A 17,695-nucleotide genomic window follows, 5' to 3' on the forward strand; every position below is an offset into this window, starting at 1 on the left:
GACTTGATCTCGACCGTGGATACGCCGGCCACGTTCGTGCTGTGGAAGCCCATGATCCCGGCGAGCCCGAAGTCAACGGTCTTGGGTGGGCTGACCAGCGAGAGCTGGTTCTTGTTGAAGGTGACGTGCCAAGCGCCGGCACTGAAGTTCGGGTTGCCGTACACCACTTCGCCGTTGGCCATGTTGCAGTCGGTCAGCTGCGCCGGCAGGGTCGTGAGCATGCTCGAGTAGACAGCGCCGGTGTTGTCCGGGTACGCCTGGCTCGCCAGATAGGACGCGATGTCCTTGACCGACTGGTCGGTCGGGAGCGCTCCGGCCGCGCCGTAGGAGCAGCTGTGCACCGTGCTGGACGCCGGGAGGTTCGCACCCTTGATGCCCGCCCCCGCCTCCGCGGCCAGGTCGCTGCCGACCTGGACCTGACGCTTCTGCGCCCAGGCGTTCCCGAGGTCGACGCCCAACGCCGCGATCGACAAGAGCACCACCGACAACAGACCCACCATGATGGCGACGGCTCCACGCTCGTCGCGATGCCGTCGGGTCATGAACACGTCCCCTGGGCCGAGTCGAGGTCTTCGATCCGTGCGACGTTGGTGCGGGTCACGTCACCGCCGCCCGGGACGGGGATGAAGGGAAAGTGCATGTTCAACGTCGGGAATGTTGCGGTCACCGTGACAGAGCCGCCGATCTCACCGGGAGAAGTCGCCGGCCCAGACCCATCCGCCTTGTCATAGGTGATGGTGGTCGCGATGCCGCCCGCAGACGACGCGGTGGTAGCAGCCCCCAAGTGGTCATAGATGACGCCCTGCACCTGGCTCGTCGTCTGGCAGTTCCCCACGGCGATCCGCCGCGCGGCGTCGCCCACCGCGGAGCTGCCCGACTGCATCGCGTAGAAGTACCAGCCGTACTGGATGAGGGCGAAGATCAGGTACAGCATCGGGAAGAGGACGAGGCCGAACTCGACAGCCGAGGCACCCCGCTCGTCGCGTCGTTGCCGCACCCTGGCCACCATGCTCATCGGTAGACTCCGCCCCTCCATCGGGCCGTGCCCGTCGTGCGGACTCGGGCACAGTTCACGTCACTGTGCGTGGCTGAGAGTAGGCGAGTGCACTAGTCCATGTTGCCGAAACGGCGAATCTTTACCCCATGTACCGGGCTCCGCCAAGGACCCGCCGTTGGGCGCGTTCTCGGTCGCCTTGTTGGCGCTGAGGGCGTCGGCGTTGTTCCTGGCGCAGGCCAGGGTCTGGTAGTGGTCGCCCGGGTACGTGTTGGTCTCCGGACCCATCTCGGCGTCTCCCAACAACTTCTGCACCGGGACGTCAACAACGCGACGTCCACCCCCACTCCGCTCATCACCACGTCCTACGCCCTGCGGAATCCGACGGATAGGTACAACCCGAAGGTCGCCACCCCGGTTTCGGGCTGCGAGAAGCAGTACCCGGGGTACACGAAGAACCAGGTCACGGCCGCGGCACTCCGCAAGACCGATCCGGCGTACAACAACGCCCTCGCGCAGGTCTTCCACCAGTGGGTGACCATGTGCACGTTCACCCCGCCTGCGGCCGGGGACTACTACCTGCAGATCCGTACGAACGTCGCGCTCGGAGGAACGTCCGACGGACAAGGTGGCTACCAGAACAACAACCAGGTCTACACCCAGACCGGCGACAACCCCTCGGTGGCGGGCAGCGGCAACAACCGCTTCGCGCTCCGGGCAACCGGCACGCAGCGCGGTGCAGTGTCCATCTCGGGCTTCCAGGCGATGTCCATCTACGCCAACCACACAGGCGCGAACACCACGTTCAACCTCGTGCGCGTGATCCCGGCGGCCGCCGCCAAGACGCTCGACATCGGCTTCTACGACGTGGGTGACGCCAGCCAGCCAGGCACGGTGACGGTGCTGCCGCCGCTGGACTCCAACCTGGGCTCGTCGATCGCCACCTGTACCGGCGCTGGAGTGGTGAACGGCGCGATCCCAGGCTGCAAGCTGACCAACGTGAGCAGCGGTAGTGGCTGGAACGGCCAGTACGAGAATCTCAAGATCTCGATCCCGGGCAACTACACCTGCACCTATCCGCCGGCCGGCGGCTGCTGGTGGCGGCTACAGGTGCAGTTCCCGGGCGGGGTCAACGACACCACGACGTGGACGGCCAGCGTCGACGGTGACCTCATCCGACTCATCAAGTAGTAGTGATCACGCCTTCGGCGGGTCGATCTCCTGCTGGCTGAGCTCTTCGACGTTGACGTCCTTGAAGGTCAGCACCTTGACGTTCTTGGCGAAACGGGCGGGCCGGTACATGTCCCACACCCAGGCGTCGGTCATCGAGACCTCGAAGAAGACATCTCCGGACTCGGTCCGTGCCTTCACGTCGACCTGGTTGCACAGGTAGAAGCGGCGGTCGGTCTCCACGACGTACTTGAAGATGCCGACGACGTCGCGATACTCCCGATAGAGGGTCAGCTCCATCTCGGTCTCGTACTTCTCGAGATCCTCGGCGCTCATGCTGACTCTCCTCGTTCACCCCGTCGACCGTGCTGCGATGCGCTCCCGACACTAGTGGTCTCGACCAGCTCAGCCACGGAGGGAACGCTCTCTTCCGGCGAAGCGTCGGGCAGCGGTTCGAGCCCGGCGGCGCGGCGCACGTTCACGAACCGCATCCGGTGCTGCGGGCAGGGTCCATACGTCGTGAGCGCCTCGGCGTGGACGTCGGTGATGTAGCCCTTGTGCGTCTTGAAGTCGTACGTCGGGTGCTCGCGGTCGAGCTCCACCATGATCCGGTCGCGGGTCACCTTCGCCAGGACCGACGCGGCGCTGATGCACGCCGCCACCCGGTCGCCCTTCCACATCGCGAGCCCGGGCACACCGAGCCCGTCGACGGGGAAGCCGTCGGTGAGGACGTACTCGGGCGGCACGTCGAGCAGGGCGACCGCGCGGCGGAGCGCCTCGACGTTGGCCACGTGCATGCCGAGCCGGTCGCACTCGTCGGACTCGATCACCACGACCGACCAGGAGACCGCCTTCTTGAGCACGTGGGCGTAGCACCGCTCCCTGGCCTTCTCGGTGAGCAGCTTGGAGTCCGCGAGCCCCGGGATCTCACCCGACCTGCCCGGCTTGAGGATCGCCGCCCCGGCGACCAGCGGCCCGGCGCACGCGCCACGGCCCGCCTCGTCGACGCCCGCGACGACCTCGATGCCGGCTCGCCGCAGCGCGCGCTCGTAGCCGTAGAGACCGGCGTCGCGCCGGACCGTTGCTCCCAGGGGCAGGCGGGTCACTGTCCGCTGGTGCCGGAGCTGGGCGCGGTGGGTGCGGGAATGCCGGCGAAGTCCCCTGGCCGGTGCAGCACGTGGAACCGGCTGTGCGGCCAGAGCAGCACGAACACCTTCCCGACGACGTCGTCGACCGGCACGAAGGGATCGGCGGTGCAGTCGGGTCCCTTGGTGGTCCCCTGGCACAGGTGCATGGTCGAGTCGTCGGAGTTGTCCCGGTTGTCGCCCATGACGAACACCGTGCCCTCGGGCACCGGACCGGCGGTCCAGTTGCAGGTGGTCGTCATCGGGCCGTTGCACGGCATGCCCGGGGTGTTCTTGATGTAGGAGTCCTCGTCGAGCGGGTGGCCGTTGACGAGGATCCGGCCCTTCTTGTCACAGCAGTGGATGGTGTCGCCGGCGACGCCGATGACGCGCTTCACGAGGTGACCGCCCGACGGGTAGAGCCCGATCTTCGCCATCACCTTGCCGATCGGGTTGGCGGGCCCGGCGTCCTCCTCCTCGCTGAGCCAGCCGCCGGGGTCCTTGAACACCACGACGTCGCCACGCTGCGGCGTACCGCCGAACCAGTACGACGTCTTCTCGACCAGGATCCGGTCGTTCTTGACGAGCCCGGGCTCCATGGACTCCGACGGGATGTAGAACGCCTGGACGAAGAACGCCTTGATCACGATCGCGAGCAGGACCGCGATCGTGAGCAGGAGGATCGTCTCCTGCCAGAGCGGAAGATGCTTCTTCGTCGGGGGCTCCAGGGGTTCCCGCTCGGACTCGTCGAGGGAGGCGGAGCGGTTGTCGGTCACGATCGTGAGCCTAACGAGTGGGTGGTCCCGGTTCCGGCGTCCCGCTCAGGCCTCGCGCCGCTCCTTGATCTTGGCGGCCTTTCCACGCAGGTTGCGCAGGTAGTACAGCTTCGCCCGGCGGACGTCACCGCGGGTCACGATCTCGATCTGCTCGAAGATCGGCGAGTGGAGCGGGAAGGTGCGCTCGACACCGACGCCGAAGGAGACCTTGCGGACAGTGAAGGTGCGGCCGATGCCGGCACCCTGGATGCGGATCACCACACCCTGGAAGATCTGGACGCGGGAGCGAGTGCCCTCGGTGACCTTGACGTGGACCTTGACGGTGTCGCCGGCGCGGAAGTCCGGGAGGTCGTCGCGCTTCGCGGCGTTACCGAGGTCGGTGATGAGGTTGCTCATGTCTCTCCTCACGAGTGCCACAGGTCAGCCGTGGTGGGGAAAAGTGTCTCCAGTTGGTGGTCCACCCGTGTGGCCGGCGGCGCCGCGCTCCCCCTGTGGCAGGAGCCGGTGCGGAGCAACCGATCGATGAGGACGGGGGCGCTCCCTGTTTGGCCGGACGGACCGAGGGTCAAGTCTGCCAGACGGCACCGGGCACCGGGAAATCAGCGGCGCGGCTTGGTCATCACCACGGCGCCCGGTGGGCCCGGCGCCGGGCCCTGGAGCCGGTACCCGGCCTTCTTGTACATCCGGATGTTGTCGACGCTCAGGGCGCCGGTCCGGAGCTCGTACGACGTGACCTCGTCGGGTGCCGCGTCCTCGACCAGCGCGAGCAGGTGACGGCCGAGTCCGCGACCCTGGAGGTCCGGCGCCACCATCACCCGCCCGACGTCCCAGACGGTGCCGTCGCCGGCCGGCCGTCCGCGGGTCGATCCGACGATCCGGCCGCCGGCGACCGCGACGTACGTCGTCCACTCGTCGACACCCCGGACGGCAGCCTCGAACGACTCCTCCAGCGCCGGGATGACCACCCCCGGGTTGGCCCAGAGCTCCTGTAGCCAGCAGGCGCGGGTCAGCGTGAACAGCTCGCCCGCGTCGGCTCGGGTCGCGAGCCGGATCTCGAGGTCGAGCCCGCCCAGGCCGACCGACGCGGCCGGGTGTGCGAGGTCCGGGCGGCGGGCGACCGTACGGCGTACGGACTCGGCGTGCCGCCAGGCGGCGATGGCGGCATGGTCACCGGACAGCAGCACCTCCGGTACGTCGCGGCCGCGCCACGAGGCGGGCTTGGTGTAGACGGGGTGCTCCAGGAGGCCGTCCTCGTGGGACTCCTCGGCGAGCGACTCCGGGTTGCCCATGAAGCCGGGCAGCAGCCGCACGACCGCCTCGATGAACGCCGCCGCGGCCACCTCTCCCCCGTTGAGCACGAAGTCGCCGAGCGACAGCTCGCGCACGTCGTACGTCGTGGCCGCGTCGTCGATCACGCGCTGGTCGATCCCCTCATACCGACCGCACGCGAGCACCAGGTGGTCAACTCCGGCGAGCTCGCGGGCGATCGCCTGGGTGAACGGCGTCCCGCTCGGGGTCGGCACGACCAGGGTCGAGCGGCCGTCGCCCCGGACCTGGTCCAGGGCCTCGCCCCACGGCTCCGGCTTCATCACCATGCCGGCCCCACCGCCGTACGGGGTGTCATCGACCGTCCGGTGGCGGTCGTGGGTCCAGTCGCGGAGGTCGTGCACGGCGATCTCGAGCAGCCCCGACGCGCGGGCCCTGCCGGTCAGGGAGAGGTCGAGGGAGTCGAACCAGGCGGGGAAGATCGTGACGACGTCGATCCTCATGCCGGTCTCACGCTCGCCTCATGACAGGTCCTCGGGGAACGCGGTGACCAGGCCGGGCCGGTCGGCGACGACGACGCGTCCGGCGGCCAGGTCGACCTCCGGCACCAGCGCGGCGACAAAGGGGACGAGCGCGTCGCGGCCGTCGGGCGTGCGGATCTGCAGGAGGTCCTGGGCGCCGTGCAGGACCGCCGTCACCTCGCCGAGGCTGCTCCCGTCGAGGTCCTCCGCGCGCAGACCGACCAGCTGGTGGTCGTAGAACTCCTCGGGATCGTCGGGTGACTCGTCGGGTGGCACGGTCGCGTGGAGCAGGAGGCCGCGTGCGGACTCCGCGGCGGTGCGGTCGTGGACCTCGTCGAAGCGCACCAGCAGGGTGGACTGGTGCCATCGGGTGGCCGTCACGGTGAGCGCGGGCCAGGGGGTGGCCGCACCACCCGGCCGCTCGGCGCGGACCGTCGTACCCACGGCGAAGCGGCGCTCCGGCTCGTCGGTGCGGACCTCGACGGTCAGCTCGCCGCGGAGGCCGTGGGGCTTGCCGATGCGCCCGATCACGACCTCGATCGACTCCGCCTCGTCCACCGCCTCAGGCTAGTGGCGACGTACGGCGTGCGCCCGACGCGGGTCGTCCGCTTCACAGGGTGCTCTAGCACCCGCCCAAGCGGACGACCGGAAACGCATTCCGGGTCGTCCGCGCCAATGGATGCTCTAGCACCCGCTCAAGCGGACGACCCGGAATGACGTGCTCAGCGACCCTTGTCGACGTCGACGAAGTCGATCCTGGAGCCGCCCGTGCCGGCCAAGGCCGAGATCACGGTACGGAACGCCGTGGCGGTACGGCCGTTGCGACCGATCACCTTGCCGAGGTCGTCGGGGTGCACCCGGACCTCGAGCAGCGGTCCGCGCCGCGTCTGCTTGTCGCGCACGGAGACGTCGTCCGGGTGGTCGACGACCCCGCGCACCAGGTGCTCCAGCGCGTCGGCCAGCACGATCAGGCCTCGTCGCTCTTGGCGTCGGCGTCCACCTCGGCGGTCTCGGCCGTCTCGGCGGCGTCGGCGGCACCCTCCGGCGTCTCGTCGGCGGGCACCGGAGCGGGCTCCTCAGCCTGCGCCGTGGCCGGGGTCTCGGCAGCCTCGACCGTCGGAGCAGCCTCGGCAGCGGGCTCCTCCGCCGGGGCCGCGTCGGCCTTCTTGGCGGCGGTCTTCTTCGCCGTACGCCGGGTCACGGCCTCGCCCTTGGGCTCCTTGGCGGCGTCCTTGAGGGCCTCGTTGAAGACCTCCAGCTTGTCCCGCTTCGGCTCGGCCACCTTGAGGGTGCCCTCGGTGACCTTGTAGCCCTTGAACTTCTGCCAGTCGCCGGTGATCTTGAGGATCTGGGCGACGGCCTCGGAGGGCTGGGCGCCGACGCCGAGCCAGTACTGCGCCCGGTCGGACACGACGCGGATGTACGACGGGTCCTCCTTCGGGTGGTACAGCCCGATCTCCTCGAGCACCTTGCCGTCGCGCTTCTTGCGGGAGTCGACGACGACGATGCGGTAGTGCGGCGCACGGACCTTGCCCATGCGCTTCAGACGGATCTTGACGGCCACGGTTGTGGTGTCTCCTCGGAAACGTTGTGTGTGGTGAGGGTCGACGCCGCGTGGGGACACGGGCACCTGCCTCGGGGCTGTCGAGCGGCGGTTGAGAGGGACCGCGCCGGACAGACTCAGCCGCCGATTCTGCCAGACCCTGCCGGATCCACCGAAATCGTGCATCGTGACAGTCCACGCGTGCTGCCCTCCTAGCAGCAACGGCCGAGCACCACGGTGCCGTCGATGTCGTCGTCGGTCTCGACCGACGGGGAGAGCCCGGCCGAGCTCAGCAGCGCCGCCGTCCGGTCCGCCTGAGCGCGGTTGGTCTCGATCAGCACTCGCCCACCGGGGCGTAGCCACGCGGCTACTGCGGCGACCACCCGACGCTGGACGTCGAGCCCGTCGGCTCCCCCGTCCAGTGCGACACGGTGCTCGTGGTCGCGGGCCTCGCGCGGCATCGTCGCGATCGCCTCGGTCGGGACGTAGGGCGCGTTGACCACCAGCAGGTCCACGCGCCCGCGCAGGTCGTCCGGGAGCGCGTCATACAGGTCGCCCTCATGGACCCGCTCGGCCGGCAGGTTACGGCGGGCGCAGGCGACCGCGGCCGGATCGCTGTCGGCGGCGTGCACCTCTGCCTCCGGCCACCGCGCCGACAGAGCCGCCCCGAGGGCGCCCGTCCCGCAGCAGAGGTCGACCACGACGCCGGCCGGCTCACGGCTCGCCACCGACACGAGCAGCTCGCTGCGCCGCCGAGGCACGAACACACCGGGGTCGACGGCGATGCGCAACCCCGCGAACGACGCCCAGCCGACGACCTGCTCGAGCGGCTCCCCCGCCATCCGTCTCGCCGTCCACGCCATCAGCTCGGCCGGTGACGTCGCCTCGTCGATCAGCACCCGCGCCTCGTCCTCGGCGAACACGCACCCCGCCGAACGCAGGGCGGCGACGAGCTGGGGCCCGTTCACACGACCTGCCCGCGGAGGACGACGGCCGTCGGCTCCCGGAGCACCGAGAGGTCCGCGCGTGGGTCGCGGGGGTAGACCACGAAGTCCGCGGGGGCGCCCTCCTCGAGGCCGGCGTTCCACCCGAGCCACTCGCGCGCACGCCAGCTGGCGGCGCCGAGGGCGTACTCCGTCGGCATGCCGTACGACGCGAGCTCGGCCACCTCGTCGGCGATCAGTCCGTGGGGCAGCACGCCCCCGGCGTCGGTGCCGGCGAAGATCGCGACCCCCGCCTCGTAGGCCGCCATGATGGTCTCGCGTCGTCGCGCGTGCAGGTCGAGCATGTGGTCGGCGTAAGCCGGGAACCTCTCGGCACCCTGCTCCGCGTACATCGGGAAGTTGTTCAGCTGGTGGGCCGTCGGCACCAGCGCCGTGCCTCGCGCAGCCATGGTCTCGACCAGGTCGGTGGTCAGGCCGGTGCCGTGCTCGATGCAGTCGATGCCCGCCTCGACCAGCCCTGGGAGCACCGTCTCCCCGAAGCAGTGGGCGGTGACCCGGGCCCCGTGGTCGTGCGCGGTCGCGATCGCCGCGGCGAACGCGTCGGCGGGGAACGACGGCGAAAGGTCGCCCTCCTCCCGGGAGATCCAGTCGCCGACCAGCTTGACCCACCCGTCGCCCGCACGCGCCTCCTGTGCGACGTACGTCGTGAGGTCGCCGGGCTCGATCTCGTGAGCGAAGTTGCGGATGTAACGGCGCGTGCGCGCGATGTGCCGGCCGCAGCGGATCAGCCGCGGCAGGTCGTCGCGATCGTGGACCCACCGGGTGTCGGCGGGCGATCCGCAGTCGCGCAGCAGGAGCGAGCCGGCGTCGCGGTCCGCCAGCGCCTGCTGCTCGGTGGTCTCCTCGTCGACGGCACCGTGCGCGTCGAGCCCGAGGTGACAGTGGGCGTCGACCAGTCCCGGGATGATCCAGCCCTCGGCTGCCGTCTCGGCACCGGCGACCGGTTCGAGCGTGATCCGGCCGTCGACGACGTACAGGTCGCGCGCCTCGCCGTCGGGCAGGACCGGGCCGCGGAACCGCAGTGTGGACATGGTCGGGACGCTACCGGCAGCGTCGGATTGGGAGACGTGGCCTACGCTCACGCGACGTGAGCATGACCCGGACCGACGCGCTGCGCAGGCACGGGCGTAACGCGCTGCAGTTCGGGCGGTTCGCCCTCGTCGGTGGCACGGGCGTGGTCGTCAACCTGGTCGTGCTGATCATCGTCAAGCGGCTCGGCCCGCAGCCGGAGGCCGCGATCTTCGCGCTCAACCCGACGGCGTTCCACGTCCGCTGGTACCACCTGTACTCGACCATCGCGTTCCTGGTCGCCAACCTGTGGAACTTCCAGCTGAACCGGTGGTGGACCTTCCGCAGCTCCAAGCACTCCGGGTGGTGGCGGGAGTACTGGCCGTTCCTCGCCGTCGGCATGCTGGGCCAGGCGATCGGGCTGGTCCTGCTCACCCTGCTCATGCACCGCGGCTCGCCGATCTCGCTCCCCACGGGGGTGCTCGACGACTCCAGCGGCTTCCGTACCCGGCTCTACTGGGCACAGCTGATCGTGATCGCGGTCGTCACGCCGCTCTCTTTCGTGCTGAACAAGCTGTGGACCTTCGCTGCCGTGCGCACCCACCACCTCGACGCCGTCCCGTCGCACCCCGCGGCCGAGAGAGAGCTGGAGAACCTCGGGGTGGACGAGACAGACGTCGTCTGAGGCAGATCTCCCTCGTCCTTATCTCGTGCGCAGCCCCCAGCCGGACAGGTAGAGCGGGTGGTAGCGGGCGTCGCCGATGTTGATCGGCTCCTGGCCGAGGGTCTTCGGCCAGGTGACAGGGAGCTTGCCGGTGTACGGCGCGCGCCCGAACACCGTGTCCGAGACACCCTCACCCTCGCTGTCCGGGAGCCAGGCCTCGACTTTTGTCAGAGTCAATGCGTTACCGGAGTCCCCAGGTCGGTGATTAGTCCGTTTCCGGGACGAATCGGTCTAGGCTGCCCCGGTGCCCGGACATTCCCTGGCCCAGTTGCGCGGCTCGAACCTCCGCGCGATCACGGCCCTGCTCGGTTCGGGTGGTCCGCAGAGTCGCGCCGACCTCGCCCGCGGGTCCGGACTGTCGAGGACCACGGTCTCAAGCCTGGTGACCGAGCTGCTCGCGAACGGCCGCGTCGTCGAGACCGAGGACCGCGGCACGCCGTACAAGGGCGGGAGCGGGCGGCCACCGCTGCTGGTGGCGCTGGCGATCCGGCCCGGCGGGGTGGCCGGGGTCGACATCGGACACCGGCACGTGCGGGTCGCCGTGTCCGACCGGAGCGCGAAGATCCTGGCCGAGGTCGAGACCCAGACCGACGCCGACCCGCACGGCAACGCGACGCTCGACATCGCCGCCGACCTGGTACGCCGTGCGGCCGACGAGGCGGGCGTCCCGGCCACCGAGCTGCTCATGGTCGGGCTCTGCGTGCCCGCGCCCATCGACCGCCGCTCGGCGCGGGTCGACCACGCCGTACTGCCCGGATGGCACGAGCTGGCGCCGGCCGACGAGCTGGCCACCCGGATCGGCCTGCCCGTGGTCGTCGACAACGACGCCAACCTCGGCGCCATGGCCGAGCATCAGCACGGGGCCGGTCGCGGCGTCGCCGACCTGCTCTACGTCAAGCTGGCCAGCGGCGTCGGCGCCGGACTCGTGCTCGGGGGGCGCCTGCATCGCGGCGCCACTGGTCTGGCCGGCGAGGTCGGGCACGTGCTCGCGCGTGAGGGTGGCGACGTCTGCCGCTGCGGGAGCCGCGGCTGCCTGGAGACCGAGGTCTCGACGCGGCGGCTGCTGGAGACCCTGCGGCCGGTGTACGCCGCGGACCTCGATCTCCCGGGGCTGCTGAGGCTGGACGCCGTCGGGGAGACGGCCGTACGTCGAGTGCTGACCGACGCAGGGCACACGGTCGGTCGGGTGCTCGCCGGCGTCTGCACCACGCTGAACCCGGCCAGGGTCGTGGTCGGCGGCTCGCTCGGCGCCTCGCCGACGCTGGTGGCCGCGATCCGCGACGGCGTCGACCGGTACGCCCACCCCGAGGCCGCCGCAAGGTGCGAGGTGGTGTCCGGAAAGTTCGGTGGTCGGGCCGAGCTGATCGGTTCGCTGGCCCTGGCGATCAGCCGGGCCGTCGAGGTCGCCTGACGCCGACTGGGCCTTCAGCCGCGGCTTCTACCCGAGTCGGTCGAGCAGCCAGGTCGGGCCCACGATCGCGCCGGCCTTCGCGACCCGGGCGGCCAGCAGCCGATCGGCGGTCACGACGGTCACGTCGTTCCCGGCGTCGGCGGCTCGGTGGGCCTGTCGGACGATCTCGGCGTCGCCGTCCTTCGGGGCGTGGACGACCGTGACATGCCCGTCACGACCGACGGGCACACCGGCCTTCGCCGCGCCCTCGAGGACCAGCACGATGTCGCCGTCCAGGTCGGCGGTGACCAGCCGCTCGTGCAGCCGTTGCGCAGCACCGGCGCGGTCCTTCCACCACCCGTCCGGGCGCGCCCCGACGACGTTCGCGCCGTCGACGACCAGGACCACGAACCGACCCTACGCCGAGGTGGGGCTTGTCCCGGGCCGAGGTGGGGTTTGTCCTGGGCCGAGGTGGGGCTTGTCCCGGCCGAGGTGGGGCTTGTCCCGCCTCCCACCGTGGAGAACCGCCGTCTCGGCAGCGGAGGACTCCTCCCTCGTCTGCGGAGAGCTCCCACCTGGGTTGCGGAGAGGTCCCCCTTCGGCGGCTACTTGAGGTACTTGGAGAAGTCCTTGGGCAGGTCGAGAGCCGCTGCCGCCTTCTCGTAGTCGATCTCCTCGCCGTCGGGGTTGCCGAACGGGTTGCCCTCTGAGGTCGCCTTCTCCCCGGCCGCCTTGGCCTGGGCAGCGGCCTTGGCGGGGTTGCCGCTGACGCGACGGCCCTTGCCGGACTTGTTCTTGGCGGCCTGCTTGGCGCGACCGCGCTTGCCGCCCGAGGCCATGCCGGGCATGCCGGGAACGCCGGGCATCCCGCCGCCCTTGGCAAAGGACTGCATCATCTTGCGCGCCTCGAAGAACCGGTCGACCAGGCTGTTCACGTCGGAGACCTGGCGGCCCGCGCCCTTGGCGATGCGGGCCCGACGAGAGCCGTCGATCATCTTGGGGTTGGCGCGCTCCGCGGGCGTCATCGACTGGATGATCGCCTGGATCCGGTCGATCTCGCGCTCGTCGAAGTTCTCCAGCTGGTCGCGGAACTGCCCCATTCCCGGCAGCATGCCCATGATCTTCGACATGGAGCCGAGCTTGCGGACCTGTTGCATCTGCTCGAGGAAGTCGTCGAGGGTGAAGTCGCCGCCGGTGGTGAGCTTCTCGGCCGCCTTGAGGGCCTGGTCCTGGTCGAAGGTCTTCTCGGCCTGCTCGATCAGGGTCATCACGTCGCCCATGTCGAGGATGCGCGAGGCCATCCGGTCGGGGTGGAAGACGTCGAAGTCGGTCAGCTTCTCACCGGCGGAGGCGAACATGACGGGCTTTCCGGTGATGCCGCGGATCGACAACGCCGCGCCACCGCGGGCGTCGCCGTCGAGCTTGGTGAGGACGACGCCGTCGTACCCCACGCCGTCGAGGAACGCCTGTGCCGTGGTGACGGCGTCCTGACCGATCATCGCGTCGACGACGAAGAGGATCTCGTCGGGGCTGACCGCGTCGCGGATGTCCGCGGCCTGCTGCATCATCTCGGCGTCGACGCCGAGGCGGCCCGCGGTGTCGACGATGACGACGTCGTACAACTTGCGGCGGGCCTCGTCGATGGAGCTGCGGGCGACCTCCACCGGGTCGCCGACTCCGTTGCCGGGCTCCGGCGCGTAGACGGGTACGCCGGCGCGCTCGCCGTTCACCTGGAGCTGGTTGACGGCGTTCGGGCGCTGGAGGTCCGCGGCGACCAGCACCGGCTGCTTGCCCTGCTCCTTGAGCCAGAGCGCGAGCTTCGCCGCCAGCGTGGTCTTGCCGGAACCCTGGAGGCCAGCCAGCATGATCACCGTCGGCGGGTTCTTGGCGTAGCGCAGGCGCCGGGTCTCGCCGCCGAGGATGGCGACGAGCTCCTCGTTGACGATCTTGACGACCTGTTGGGCCGGGTTCAGCGCCTGGCTGACCTCCTCACCGCGCGCCCGCTCCTTCACGGCGTCCACGAACTCGCGCACCACCGGCAGCGCGACGTCCGCCTCGAGCAGGGCGATCCGGATCTCGCGCGCGGTGGCGTCGATGTCGGACTCGGAGAGACGGCCCTTGCCGCGGAGGTTCTTGAAGGTCTCGGCGAGCCGGTCGGAAAGCGTGGCGAACAAGTCAGTCCTCGTCAGGGTTGGTGCGGGCTTCCAGCCTAACCGGGCCTCCCCCGTGGGTCCGACTTCCCGGTCGTGGCGGGGTAGTCCCTGACGTTTCCGTTCGGCTGGACCAACATTTCGAACGGAAATGTCAGGGACTATCCGCTCAAGGCGGCCCGTACGGCGTGGGCGGCCTCGGCGGCGCGCGTGTCGGTGAGGGCGCCGGCGGACTGCTCCTGGACGTAGAAGACGTCGACCGCCTGGGGGCCGAGGGTGTCGACGTGGGCGGAGCGGACGGTCAGGTCGAGAGCTGCCAGGGCTGCGCAGACGAGGTGGACGACGCCCGGCCGGTCGGCGGCCCGGACCTCGAGCACCGTGGAGCGCGCCGATGCCTCCGGGTGTACGACGACCGACGGGGCGGCGCGGTCCGGGTCCCGGGTGAGCCGAGCGGACGGGTCGACCCGGCCCGCAACGATCGCGTCGAACCGCTGGCGCAGCACCTTCTCGTCGAGATCCTCCTCGGCCACCTCCCATACCGAGATCCCGACCTGGTCCTGGGCCCACGCCCGGGCGGACCGGATCGACGTGCGCTGCATCGCGAACAGGGCGGCCGCGTCCGCGAGCAGCCCGACCCGATCGGGGGCCAGCACGGTCACCCGCGATCCCCCCTCGTCCGCCAGCACCGCGATGGCCGTCCCGCCGCGGCGTACCTCACGCGGGACGCTCACCTGTTCGGGCACCTGCTCGACCGCCGCCGCCTCGCCCAGAACCGCCGCCGTCCGTGCCGCGACCGTCCGGACGAGCCCGGCCCGCCACGACGACCACGCCTTCGGCGACGTCGCCCGCGCGTCCGCCTCGGTGAGTGCCAGGAGGAGGGCCAGCGCCTCGGCAGAGCCGACCTGCTCCGCGAGGTACGCCGCGGTGGCCGGGTCCTCCGGGTCACGCGTCGTCGCCGTCTCGGAGAGCAGGAGGTGGCGGCGTACCAGCACGCCGACCAGCTCGACCGCCGCCTCGTCGAAGCCCATCCGGCACGCGATCGACCGGGCCAGGGGCTCGCCAGCGATGCTGTGCTCGGTCAGACCGCCCTTGCCGATGTCGTGCAGGAGCGCGGCCACGAGCAGGACGTCGGGACGCGCGACGTCCCGGATCAGCCTCGATGCCTCCCGGCAGGTCTCGACGACGTGCCGATCGACGGTGAACCGGTGGATCCCGGAGGCGTGCGGCAGCAGCCTGATGCGTTCCCACTCAGGCAGGAACGTCGACAGCGCTCCGGTCTCCTCCAGGGTCTCCCAGACCGGCAACAGCCCCGGCCCGGCGGCGAGCAGCCGGACCATCGCCTGCCGAGCGGCAGTCGGCCACGGGTCGGGCAGCTCGGCGCTGTCGGCGACCAGGCGGGCCGCGGTGGCGGGTGCCAGCTCGACGTCCCGCTCCGCGGCGACGCGCGCGGCTCGGAGGAGCAGCGTGGGATCGGCGCCCGGCCTCGCCTCGCGGGTGAGCACGACCTCGGCACCCGCCAGCGCGATCCCCGTCTCGACCGGCACCAGCTCCGGCCGGCGTACGGCGCGCGCGGACGCGGGCCGGTCCAGGACCCCGTCCACCCGCCGCCAGGTCAGCCGCGAGAGATGGGTGATCCGGCGCCCGAGCTCCCGCACCTGACGTTGGGCGGCCCCGTCGTCGTCCAGCGCGAGCCGCTCGGCGAGGTCATCCCAGAGCTCGGGCGCGACGCGGTCGGTCGCCCGGCCGGCGACGTCGTGGAGGGCGTCGCGCACGTCGAGCAGGGCGAGGCGCGAGCGCTCGAGGTCGACGTGCGGCACGTCAACCAGCCACGTTGCGACCAACGCGGTGAGCACGGTCGCGTCGCGCAGCCCGCCCTCTGCCTCCTTCAGATCGGGCACCGACAGATGCGCCAGCTCGCCGACCACGTCATGCCGCTTGCGGACCAGCTCGCGCAGCGCGGGGAGCCGTTCGCGCGCCGTACGCCGCCAGTGCGCGAGGACGTCGGAGCGGAGCCGCAACGTGAGGTTCGGGTCGCCGGCGAGGTGACGGAGGTCGAGCAGGCCGAGCGCGACCCGGAGGTCGGCACCGGCCTGCTCGAGCATCTGGGACACGGTGCGGACGGAGTGGTCGAGCCGCACTCCGGAGTCCCAGATCGGGTACCAGACCCGCTCCCCCGCCTCCCCCATCTCGACGTCGTCCTCGTGGACCAGGACGACGTCCAGGTCGGAGTACGGCGCCAGCTCGCGGCGCCCGTACCCCCCGACCGCGACCAGCGCGCACCCGGACTCCGGCGCGTCGGCCGCGTCGAACGCACCGACGCACAACGCGTCCGCAGCGTCGGCACGCCCTCGGCGGTCGCCGGGGCCGTCAGAGAGCAGCGGCATCCCGATCGCCGGTGCGGACCCGGACCACCGTCTCCACCGGCGTGACCCAGACCTTGCCGTCACCGATCCTCCCGGTCTGCGCGGTCTTCGCGATGATCCCGACGACGTCGTCGGCGTCGCCGTCGTCCGCGACGATCTCGATCCGGATCTTGGGGACCAGGGCGATGTCGTACTCCGCCCCGCGGTACACCTCGGTGTGCCCCTTCTGCCGTCCGTAACCGCTGACCTCCGAGACGGTCATCCCGGTGACCCCGAAGGTCTCCAGCGCCTCGCGGACCTCTTCCCACTTGTGCGGCTTGATCACCGCGGTGACGAGCTTCATGCCAGCGCTCCTTCCGGGGCGGGGGTCTTCACGTGCGCGGTGGGGACCGGCGTTCGGACGCCACCCGAGCGCCCGTCGAGGTCGTACGCCGACTCGCCGTGCTCGGCGAAGTCGATGCCGTCGACCTCGTCGTCCTCGGCGACCCGCCACCCGATCGTGTACTTGATCGCGAACCCGATCACCGTCGTGAACACACCTGTCCAGACGATCGAGATCCCGGCCGCGCCCGCCTGATGGCCGAGCGAGGTGAGCCCGCCGCCGTAGAACAGGCCGTCGATGCCCCCGGGCGCTGCCGACGTGGACAGGAAGCCGATCAGCACGGTGCCGACGACGCCGCCCACGAGGTGTACGCCGACGACGTCGAGCGAGTCGTCGAGGTCGAGCCTGAACTTCAGGCCGACGGCATACGCACAGGCGAGTCCGGCGACCGCGCCGATCGCGATGGCGCCCACGACGTTCACCGCACCGCAGGACGGCGTGATCGCGACCAGGCCGGCGACGATGCCCGAGGCCGCGCCGAGCGAGGTGGCCTTGCCATGCATGACTCGCTCCATCGCCAGCCAGGCCAGCATCGCGGCCATCGTGGCGACGGTGGTGTTGAGGAAGGTCACCCCGGTCTCGGTCATGAACTGGCGGGTGTTCGCGGCCGCGGTGTCGCCGGTGAGCACGATCGAGCCGACGTTGAAGCCGTACCAGCCGAACCACAGCAGGCCGGCGCCGATCATCGTCAGGGTCAGGTTGTGCGGCTTCATCGGGTCGCGCCCGAACCCGATCCGGCGGCCGATGATCAGCGCGAGCACGCCTCCCGCGACACCGGCGTTGATGTGCACCACCGTGCCGCCCGCGTAGTCCTGCGCCGCGAGGTGCGTGGAGATCCAGCCCCCGCCCCAGACCATGTGGGCGAGCGGGAAGTAGCACAGGGTGACCCAGAGCGGCAGGAACACCACCCACGACGACAGCTTCACCCGGTCGGCGATGGCGCCGGAGATCAGCGCTGCCGTGATCACCGCGAAGGTGAGCTGGAAGCAGACCGCGACGTACGAGCCCCACTCGACGTCCTTGAGGCCGAACAGGGTGAACGGGTCGGCGAACAGGCCGCCCGCGAGGCTCTTCGGGCCGAAGGACTCCGACCAGCCCCAGAGCACGTAGACGATGCCGACCACGGCCATCGCGACGTACGACATCATCATCATGTTGAGCACGGACTTCGACCGGGTCATGCCGCCGTAGAACAGGGCGAGCGCCGGCGTGGTCATCATCAGGACGAGAGCCGTGGCCACGATCATCCAGGCGTAGTAGCCGTCCATGGAACCTCCACG

The 17,695-nt window shown here is 70.6% G+C and carries 21 protein-coding genes and 1 pseudogene; 3 read left to right on the top strand and 19 right to left on the bottom strand.

The genetic code is table 11. The features are described from left to right. Together VGJ24_RS00005 and VGJ24_RS00010 are read right to left on the bottom strand one after the other, a co-directional pair. Positions 1 to 542, bottom strand: a 542-nt coding sequence (locus VGJ24_RS00005) for a TadE/TadG family type IV pilus assembly protein (RefSeq protein WP_331498378.1), incomplete at its 3' end; no start/stop codon positions are given. Next, the gene (locus tag VGJ24_RS00010) at positions 539 to 1,036 is read right to left on the bottom strand and encodes a TadE/TadG family type IV pilus assembly protein (protein ID WP_331498379.1); all 498 of its coding nucleotides are present in this window, start codon (positions 1,034 to 1,036) and stop codon (positions 539 to 541) included. The genes VGJ24_RS00005 and VGJ24_RS00010, both read right to left, overlap by 4 nt. Positions 1,037 to 1,246: 210 nt before the next feature. On the opposite strand from VGJ24_RS00010, the gene VGJ24_RS00015 reads away from it, so the two are divergent. Further along, positions 1,247 to 2,185, top strand: a complete 939-nt coding sequence (locus tag VGJ24_RS00015) for a hypothetical protein (RefSeq protein ID WP_331498380.1) — start codon at positions 1,247 to 1,249, stop codon at positions 2,183 to 2,185. A 6-nt stretch (positions 2,186 to 2,191) separates the two neighbouring features. Here VGJ24_RS00015 and VGJ24_RS00020 read toward each other — a convergent pair whose 3' ends face one another. From VGJ24_RS00020 to VGJ24_RS00070, 11 genes and pseudogenes are all read right to left on the bottom strand, one after another. Then, positions 2,192 to 2,500: a DUF2469 domain-containing protein gene (locus VGJ24_RS00020; RefSeq protein ID WP_331498381.1), complete on the bottom strand. Its 309-nt coding sequence runs from the start codon at positions 2,498 to 2,500 to the stop codon at positions 2,192 to 2,194. Continuing rightward, positions 2,497 to 3,270 (bottom strand): ribonuclease HII, encoded by a 774-nt coding sequence (locus tag VGJ24_RS00025; protein ID WP_331498382.1) that lies wholly within the window; start codon positions 3,268 to 3,270, stop codon positions 2,497 to 2,499. The genes VGJ24_RS00020 and VGJ24_RS00025 overlap by 4 nt, the downstream gene beginning before the upstream one ends. Next, positions 3,267 to 4,064, bottom strand: coding sequence for a signal peptidase I (lepB, locus tag VGJ24_RS00030; RefSeq protein WP_331498383.1), 798 nt, complete (start codon positions 4,062 to 4,064; stop codon positions 3,267 to 3,269). The genes VGJ24_RS00025 and lepB overlap by 4 nt, the downstream gene beginning before the upstream one ends. A gap of 45 nt (positions 4,065 to 4,109) precedes the next feature. Further along, positions 4,110 to 4,460 carry a 50S ribosomal protein L19 gene (gene rplS, locus VGJ24_RS00035; RefSeq protein WP_331498384.1) on the bottom strand — a complete coding sequence of 117 codons (351 nt, stop codon included), beginning with the start codon at positions 4,458 to 4,460 and terminating at the stop codon, positions 4,110 to 4,112. Positions 4,461 to 4,663: 203 nt separating this feature from the next. Next, positions 4,664 to 5,029 carry a GNAT family N-acetyltransferase gene (locus VGJ24_RS00040; RefSeq protein ID WP_331498450.1) on the bottom strand — a complete coding sequence of 122 codons (366 nt, stop codon included), beginning with the start codon at positions 5,027 to 5,029 and terminating at the stop codon, positions 4,664 to 4,666. A gap of 132 nt (positions 5,030 to 5,161) precedes the next feature. Then, a pseudogene (trmD, locus tag VGJ24_RS00045) lies at positions 5,162 to 5,833 on the bottom strand (tRNA (guanosine(37)-N1)-methyltransferase TrmD); the annotation flags it as partial. 18 nt (positions 5,834 to 5,851) lie between these two features. Then, positions 5,852 to 6,409, bottom strand: coding sequence for a ribosome maturation factor RimM (rimM, locus tag VGJ24_RS00050; protein ID WP_331498385.1), 558 nt, complete (start codon positions 6,407 to 6,409; stop codon positions 5,852 to 5,854). A 164-nt stretch (positions 6,410 to 6,573) separates the two neighbouring features. Next, the gene (locus tag VGJ24_RS00055; RefSeq protein WP_331498386.1) at positions 6,574 to 6,816 is read right to left on the bottom strand and encodes an RNA-binding protein; all 243 of its coding nucleotides are present in this window, start codon (positions 6,814 to 6,816) and stop codon (positions 6,574 to 6,576) included. Positions 6,817 to 6,818: 2 nt separating this feature from the next. Then, complete coding sequence (gene rpsP, locus VGJ24_RS00060) at positions 6,819 to 7,415, bottom strand: 30S ribosomal protein S16 (protein WP_331498387.1); 597 nt, start codon at positions 7,413 to 7,415, stop codon at positions 6,819 to 6,821. A 191-nt stretch (positions 7,416 to 7,606) separates the two neighbouring features. Then, entirely contained in the window at positions 7,607 to 8,362 is a 756-nt protein-coding gene (locus VGJ24_RS00065) for a putative protein N(5)-glutamine methyltransferase (RefSeq protein ID WP_331498388.1), read from the bottom strand. Further along, the gene (locus tag VGJ24_RS00070; RefSeq protein ID WP_331498389.1) at positions 8,359 to 9,429 is read right to left on the bottom strand and encodes an amidohydrolase family protein; all 1,071 of its coding nucleotides are present in this window, start codon (positions 9,427 to 9,429) and stop codon (positions 8,359 to 8,361) included. The genes VGJ24_RS00065 and VGJ24_RS00070 overlap by 4 nt, the downstream gene beginning before the upstream one ends. A 62-nt stretch (positions 9,430 to 9,491) precedes the next feature. Between VGJ24_RS00070 and VGJ24_RS00075 the strand changes: the two genes are divergently transcribed. Next, positions 9,492 to 10,091, top strand: a complete 600-nt coding sequence (locus VGJ24_RS00075) for a GtrA family protein (RefSeq protein ID WP_331498451.1) — start codon at positions 9,492 to 9,494, stop codon at positions 10,089 to 10,091. A gap of 18 nt (positions 10,092 to 10,109) precedes the next feature. Here the strand turns inward: VGJ24_RS00075 and VGJ24_RS00080 are convergent, their stop codons facing one another. After that, positions 10,110 to 10,307 carry a glycoside hydrolase family 3 C-terminal domain-containing protein gene (locus tag VGJ24_RS00080; RefSeq protein ID WP_331498390.1) on the bottom strand — a complete coding sequence of 66 codons (198 nt, stop codon included), beginning with the start codon at positions 10,305 to 10,307 and terminating at the stop codon, positions 10,110 to 10,112. A gap of 67 nt (positions 10,308 to 10,374) precedes the next feature. Here VGJ24_RS00080 and VGJ24_RS00085 point away from each other — a divergent pair, with 67 nt between their 5' ends. Further along, entirely contained in the window at positions 10,375 to 11,541 is a 1,167-nt protein-coding gene (locus VGJ24_RS00085; RefSeq protein ID WP_331498391.1) for an ROK family protein, read from the top strand. A 27-nt stretch (positions 11,542 to 11,568) separates the two neighbouring features. On the opposite strand, the gene VGJ24_RS00090 is transcribed toward VGJ24_RS00085, so the two are convergent. From VGJ24_RS00090 to VGJ24_RS00110, 5 genes are all read right to left on the bottom strand, one after another. Next, positions 11,569 to 11,928 (bottom strand): hypothetical protein, encoded by a 360-nt coding sequence (locus VGJ24_RS00090; protein WP_331498392.1) that lies wholly within the window; start codon positions 11,926 to 11,928, stop codon positions 11,569 to 11,571. 197 nt (positions 11,929 to 12,125) lie between these two features. Further along, complete coding sequence (gene ffh, locus VGJ24_RS00095) at positions 12,126 to 13,694, bottom strand: signal recognition particle protein (RefSeq protein ID WP_331498393.1); 1,569 nt, start codon at positions 13,692 to 13,694, stop codon at positions 12,126 to 12,128. Between the two features lie 137 nt (positions 13,695 to 13,831). Continuing rightward, the gene (locus tag VGJ24_RS00100; RefSeq protein ID WP_331498394.1) at positions 13,832 to 16,054 is read right to left on the bottom strand and encodes a [protein-PII] uridylyltransferase; all 2,223 of its coding nucleotides are present in this window, start codon (positions 16,052 to 16,054) and stop codon (positions 13,832 to 13,834) included. Beyond that, positions 16,038 to 16,376: a P-II family nitrogen regulator gene (locus VGJ24_RS00105; RefSeq protein WP_331498395.1), complete on the bottom strand. Its 339-nt coding sequence runs from the start codon at positions 16,374 to 16,376 to the stop codon at positions 16,038 to 16,040. The genes VGJ24_RS00100 and VGJ24_RS00105 overlap by 17 nt, the downstream gene beginning before the upstream one ends. Beyond that, positions 16,373 to 17,683: an ammonium transporter gene (locus VGJ24_RS00110; RefSeq protein ID WP_331498396.1), complete on the bottom strand. Its 1,311-nt coding sequence runs from the start codon at positions 17,681 to 17,683 to the stop codon at positions 16,373 to 16,375. The genes VGJ24_RS00105 and VGJ24_RS00110 overlap by 4 nt, the downstream gene beginning before the upstream one ends. Between the last annotated feature and the right edge of the window lie 12 nt (positions 17,684 to 17,695).

Source organism: Nocardioides sp. (assembly GCF_036493135.1).
Lineage (GTDB): Bacteria > Actinomycetota > Actinomycetes > Propionibacteriales > Nocardioidaceae > Nocardioides.

What these genes read in the sequence shown, in the direction of transcription:
- VGJ24_RS00105 (WP_331498395.1), bottom strand. Translation starts at nt 16,376, where the DNA reads ATGAAGCTCGTCACCGCGGTGATCAAGCCGCACAAGTGGGAAGAGGTC.
- VGJ24_RS00010 (WP_331498379.1), bottom strand. Translation starts at nt 1,036, where the DNA reads ATGGAGGGGCGGAGTCTACCGATGAGCATGGTGGCCAGGGTGCGGCAA.
- VGJ24_RS00100 (WP_331498394.1), bottom strand. Translation starts at nt 16,054, where the DNA reads ATGCCGCTGCTCTCTGACGGCCCCGGCGACCGCCGAGGGCGTGCCGAC.
- VGJ24_RS00020 (WP_331498381.1), bottom strand. Translation starts at nt 2,500, where the DNA reads ATGAGCGCCGAGGATCTCGAGAAGTACGAGACCGAGATGGAGCTGACC.
- VGJ24_RS00110 (WP_331498396.1), bottom strand. Translation starts at nt 17,683, where the DNA reads ATGGACGGCTACTACGCCTGGATGATCGTGGCCACGGCTCTCGTCCTG.
- rplS (WP_331498384.1), bottom strand. Translation starts at nt 4,460, where the DNA reads ATGAGCAACCTCATCACCGACCTCGGTAACGCCGCGAAGCGCGACGAC.
- VGJ24_RS00075 (WP_331498451.1), top strand. Translation starts at nt 9,492, where the DNA reads ATGACCCGGACCGACGCGCTGCGCAGGCACGGGCGTAACGCGCTGCAG.
- VGJ24_RS00070 (WP_331498389.1), bottom strand. Translation starts at nt 9,429, where the DNA reads ATGTCCACACTGCGGTTCCGCGGCCCGGTCCTGCCCGACGGCGAGGCG.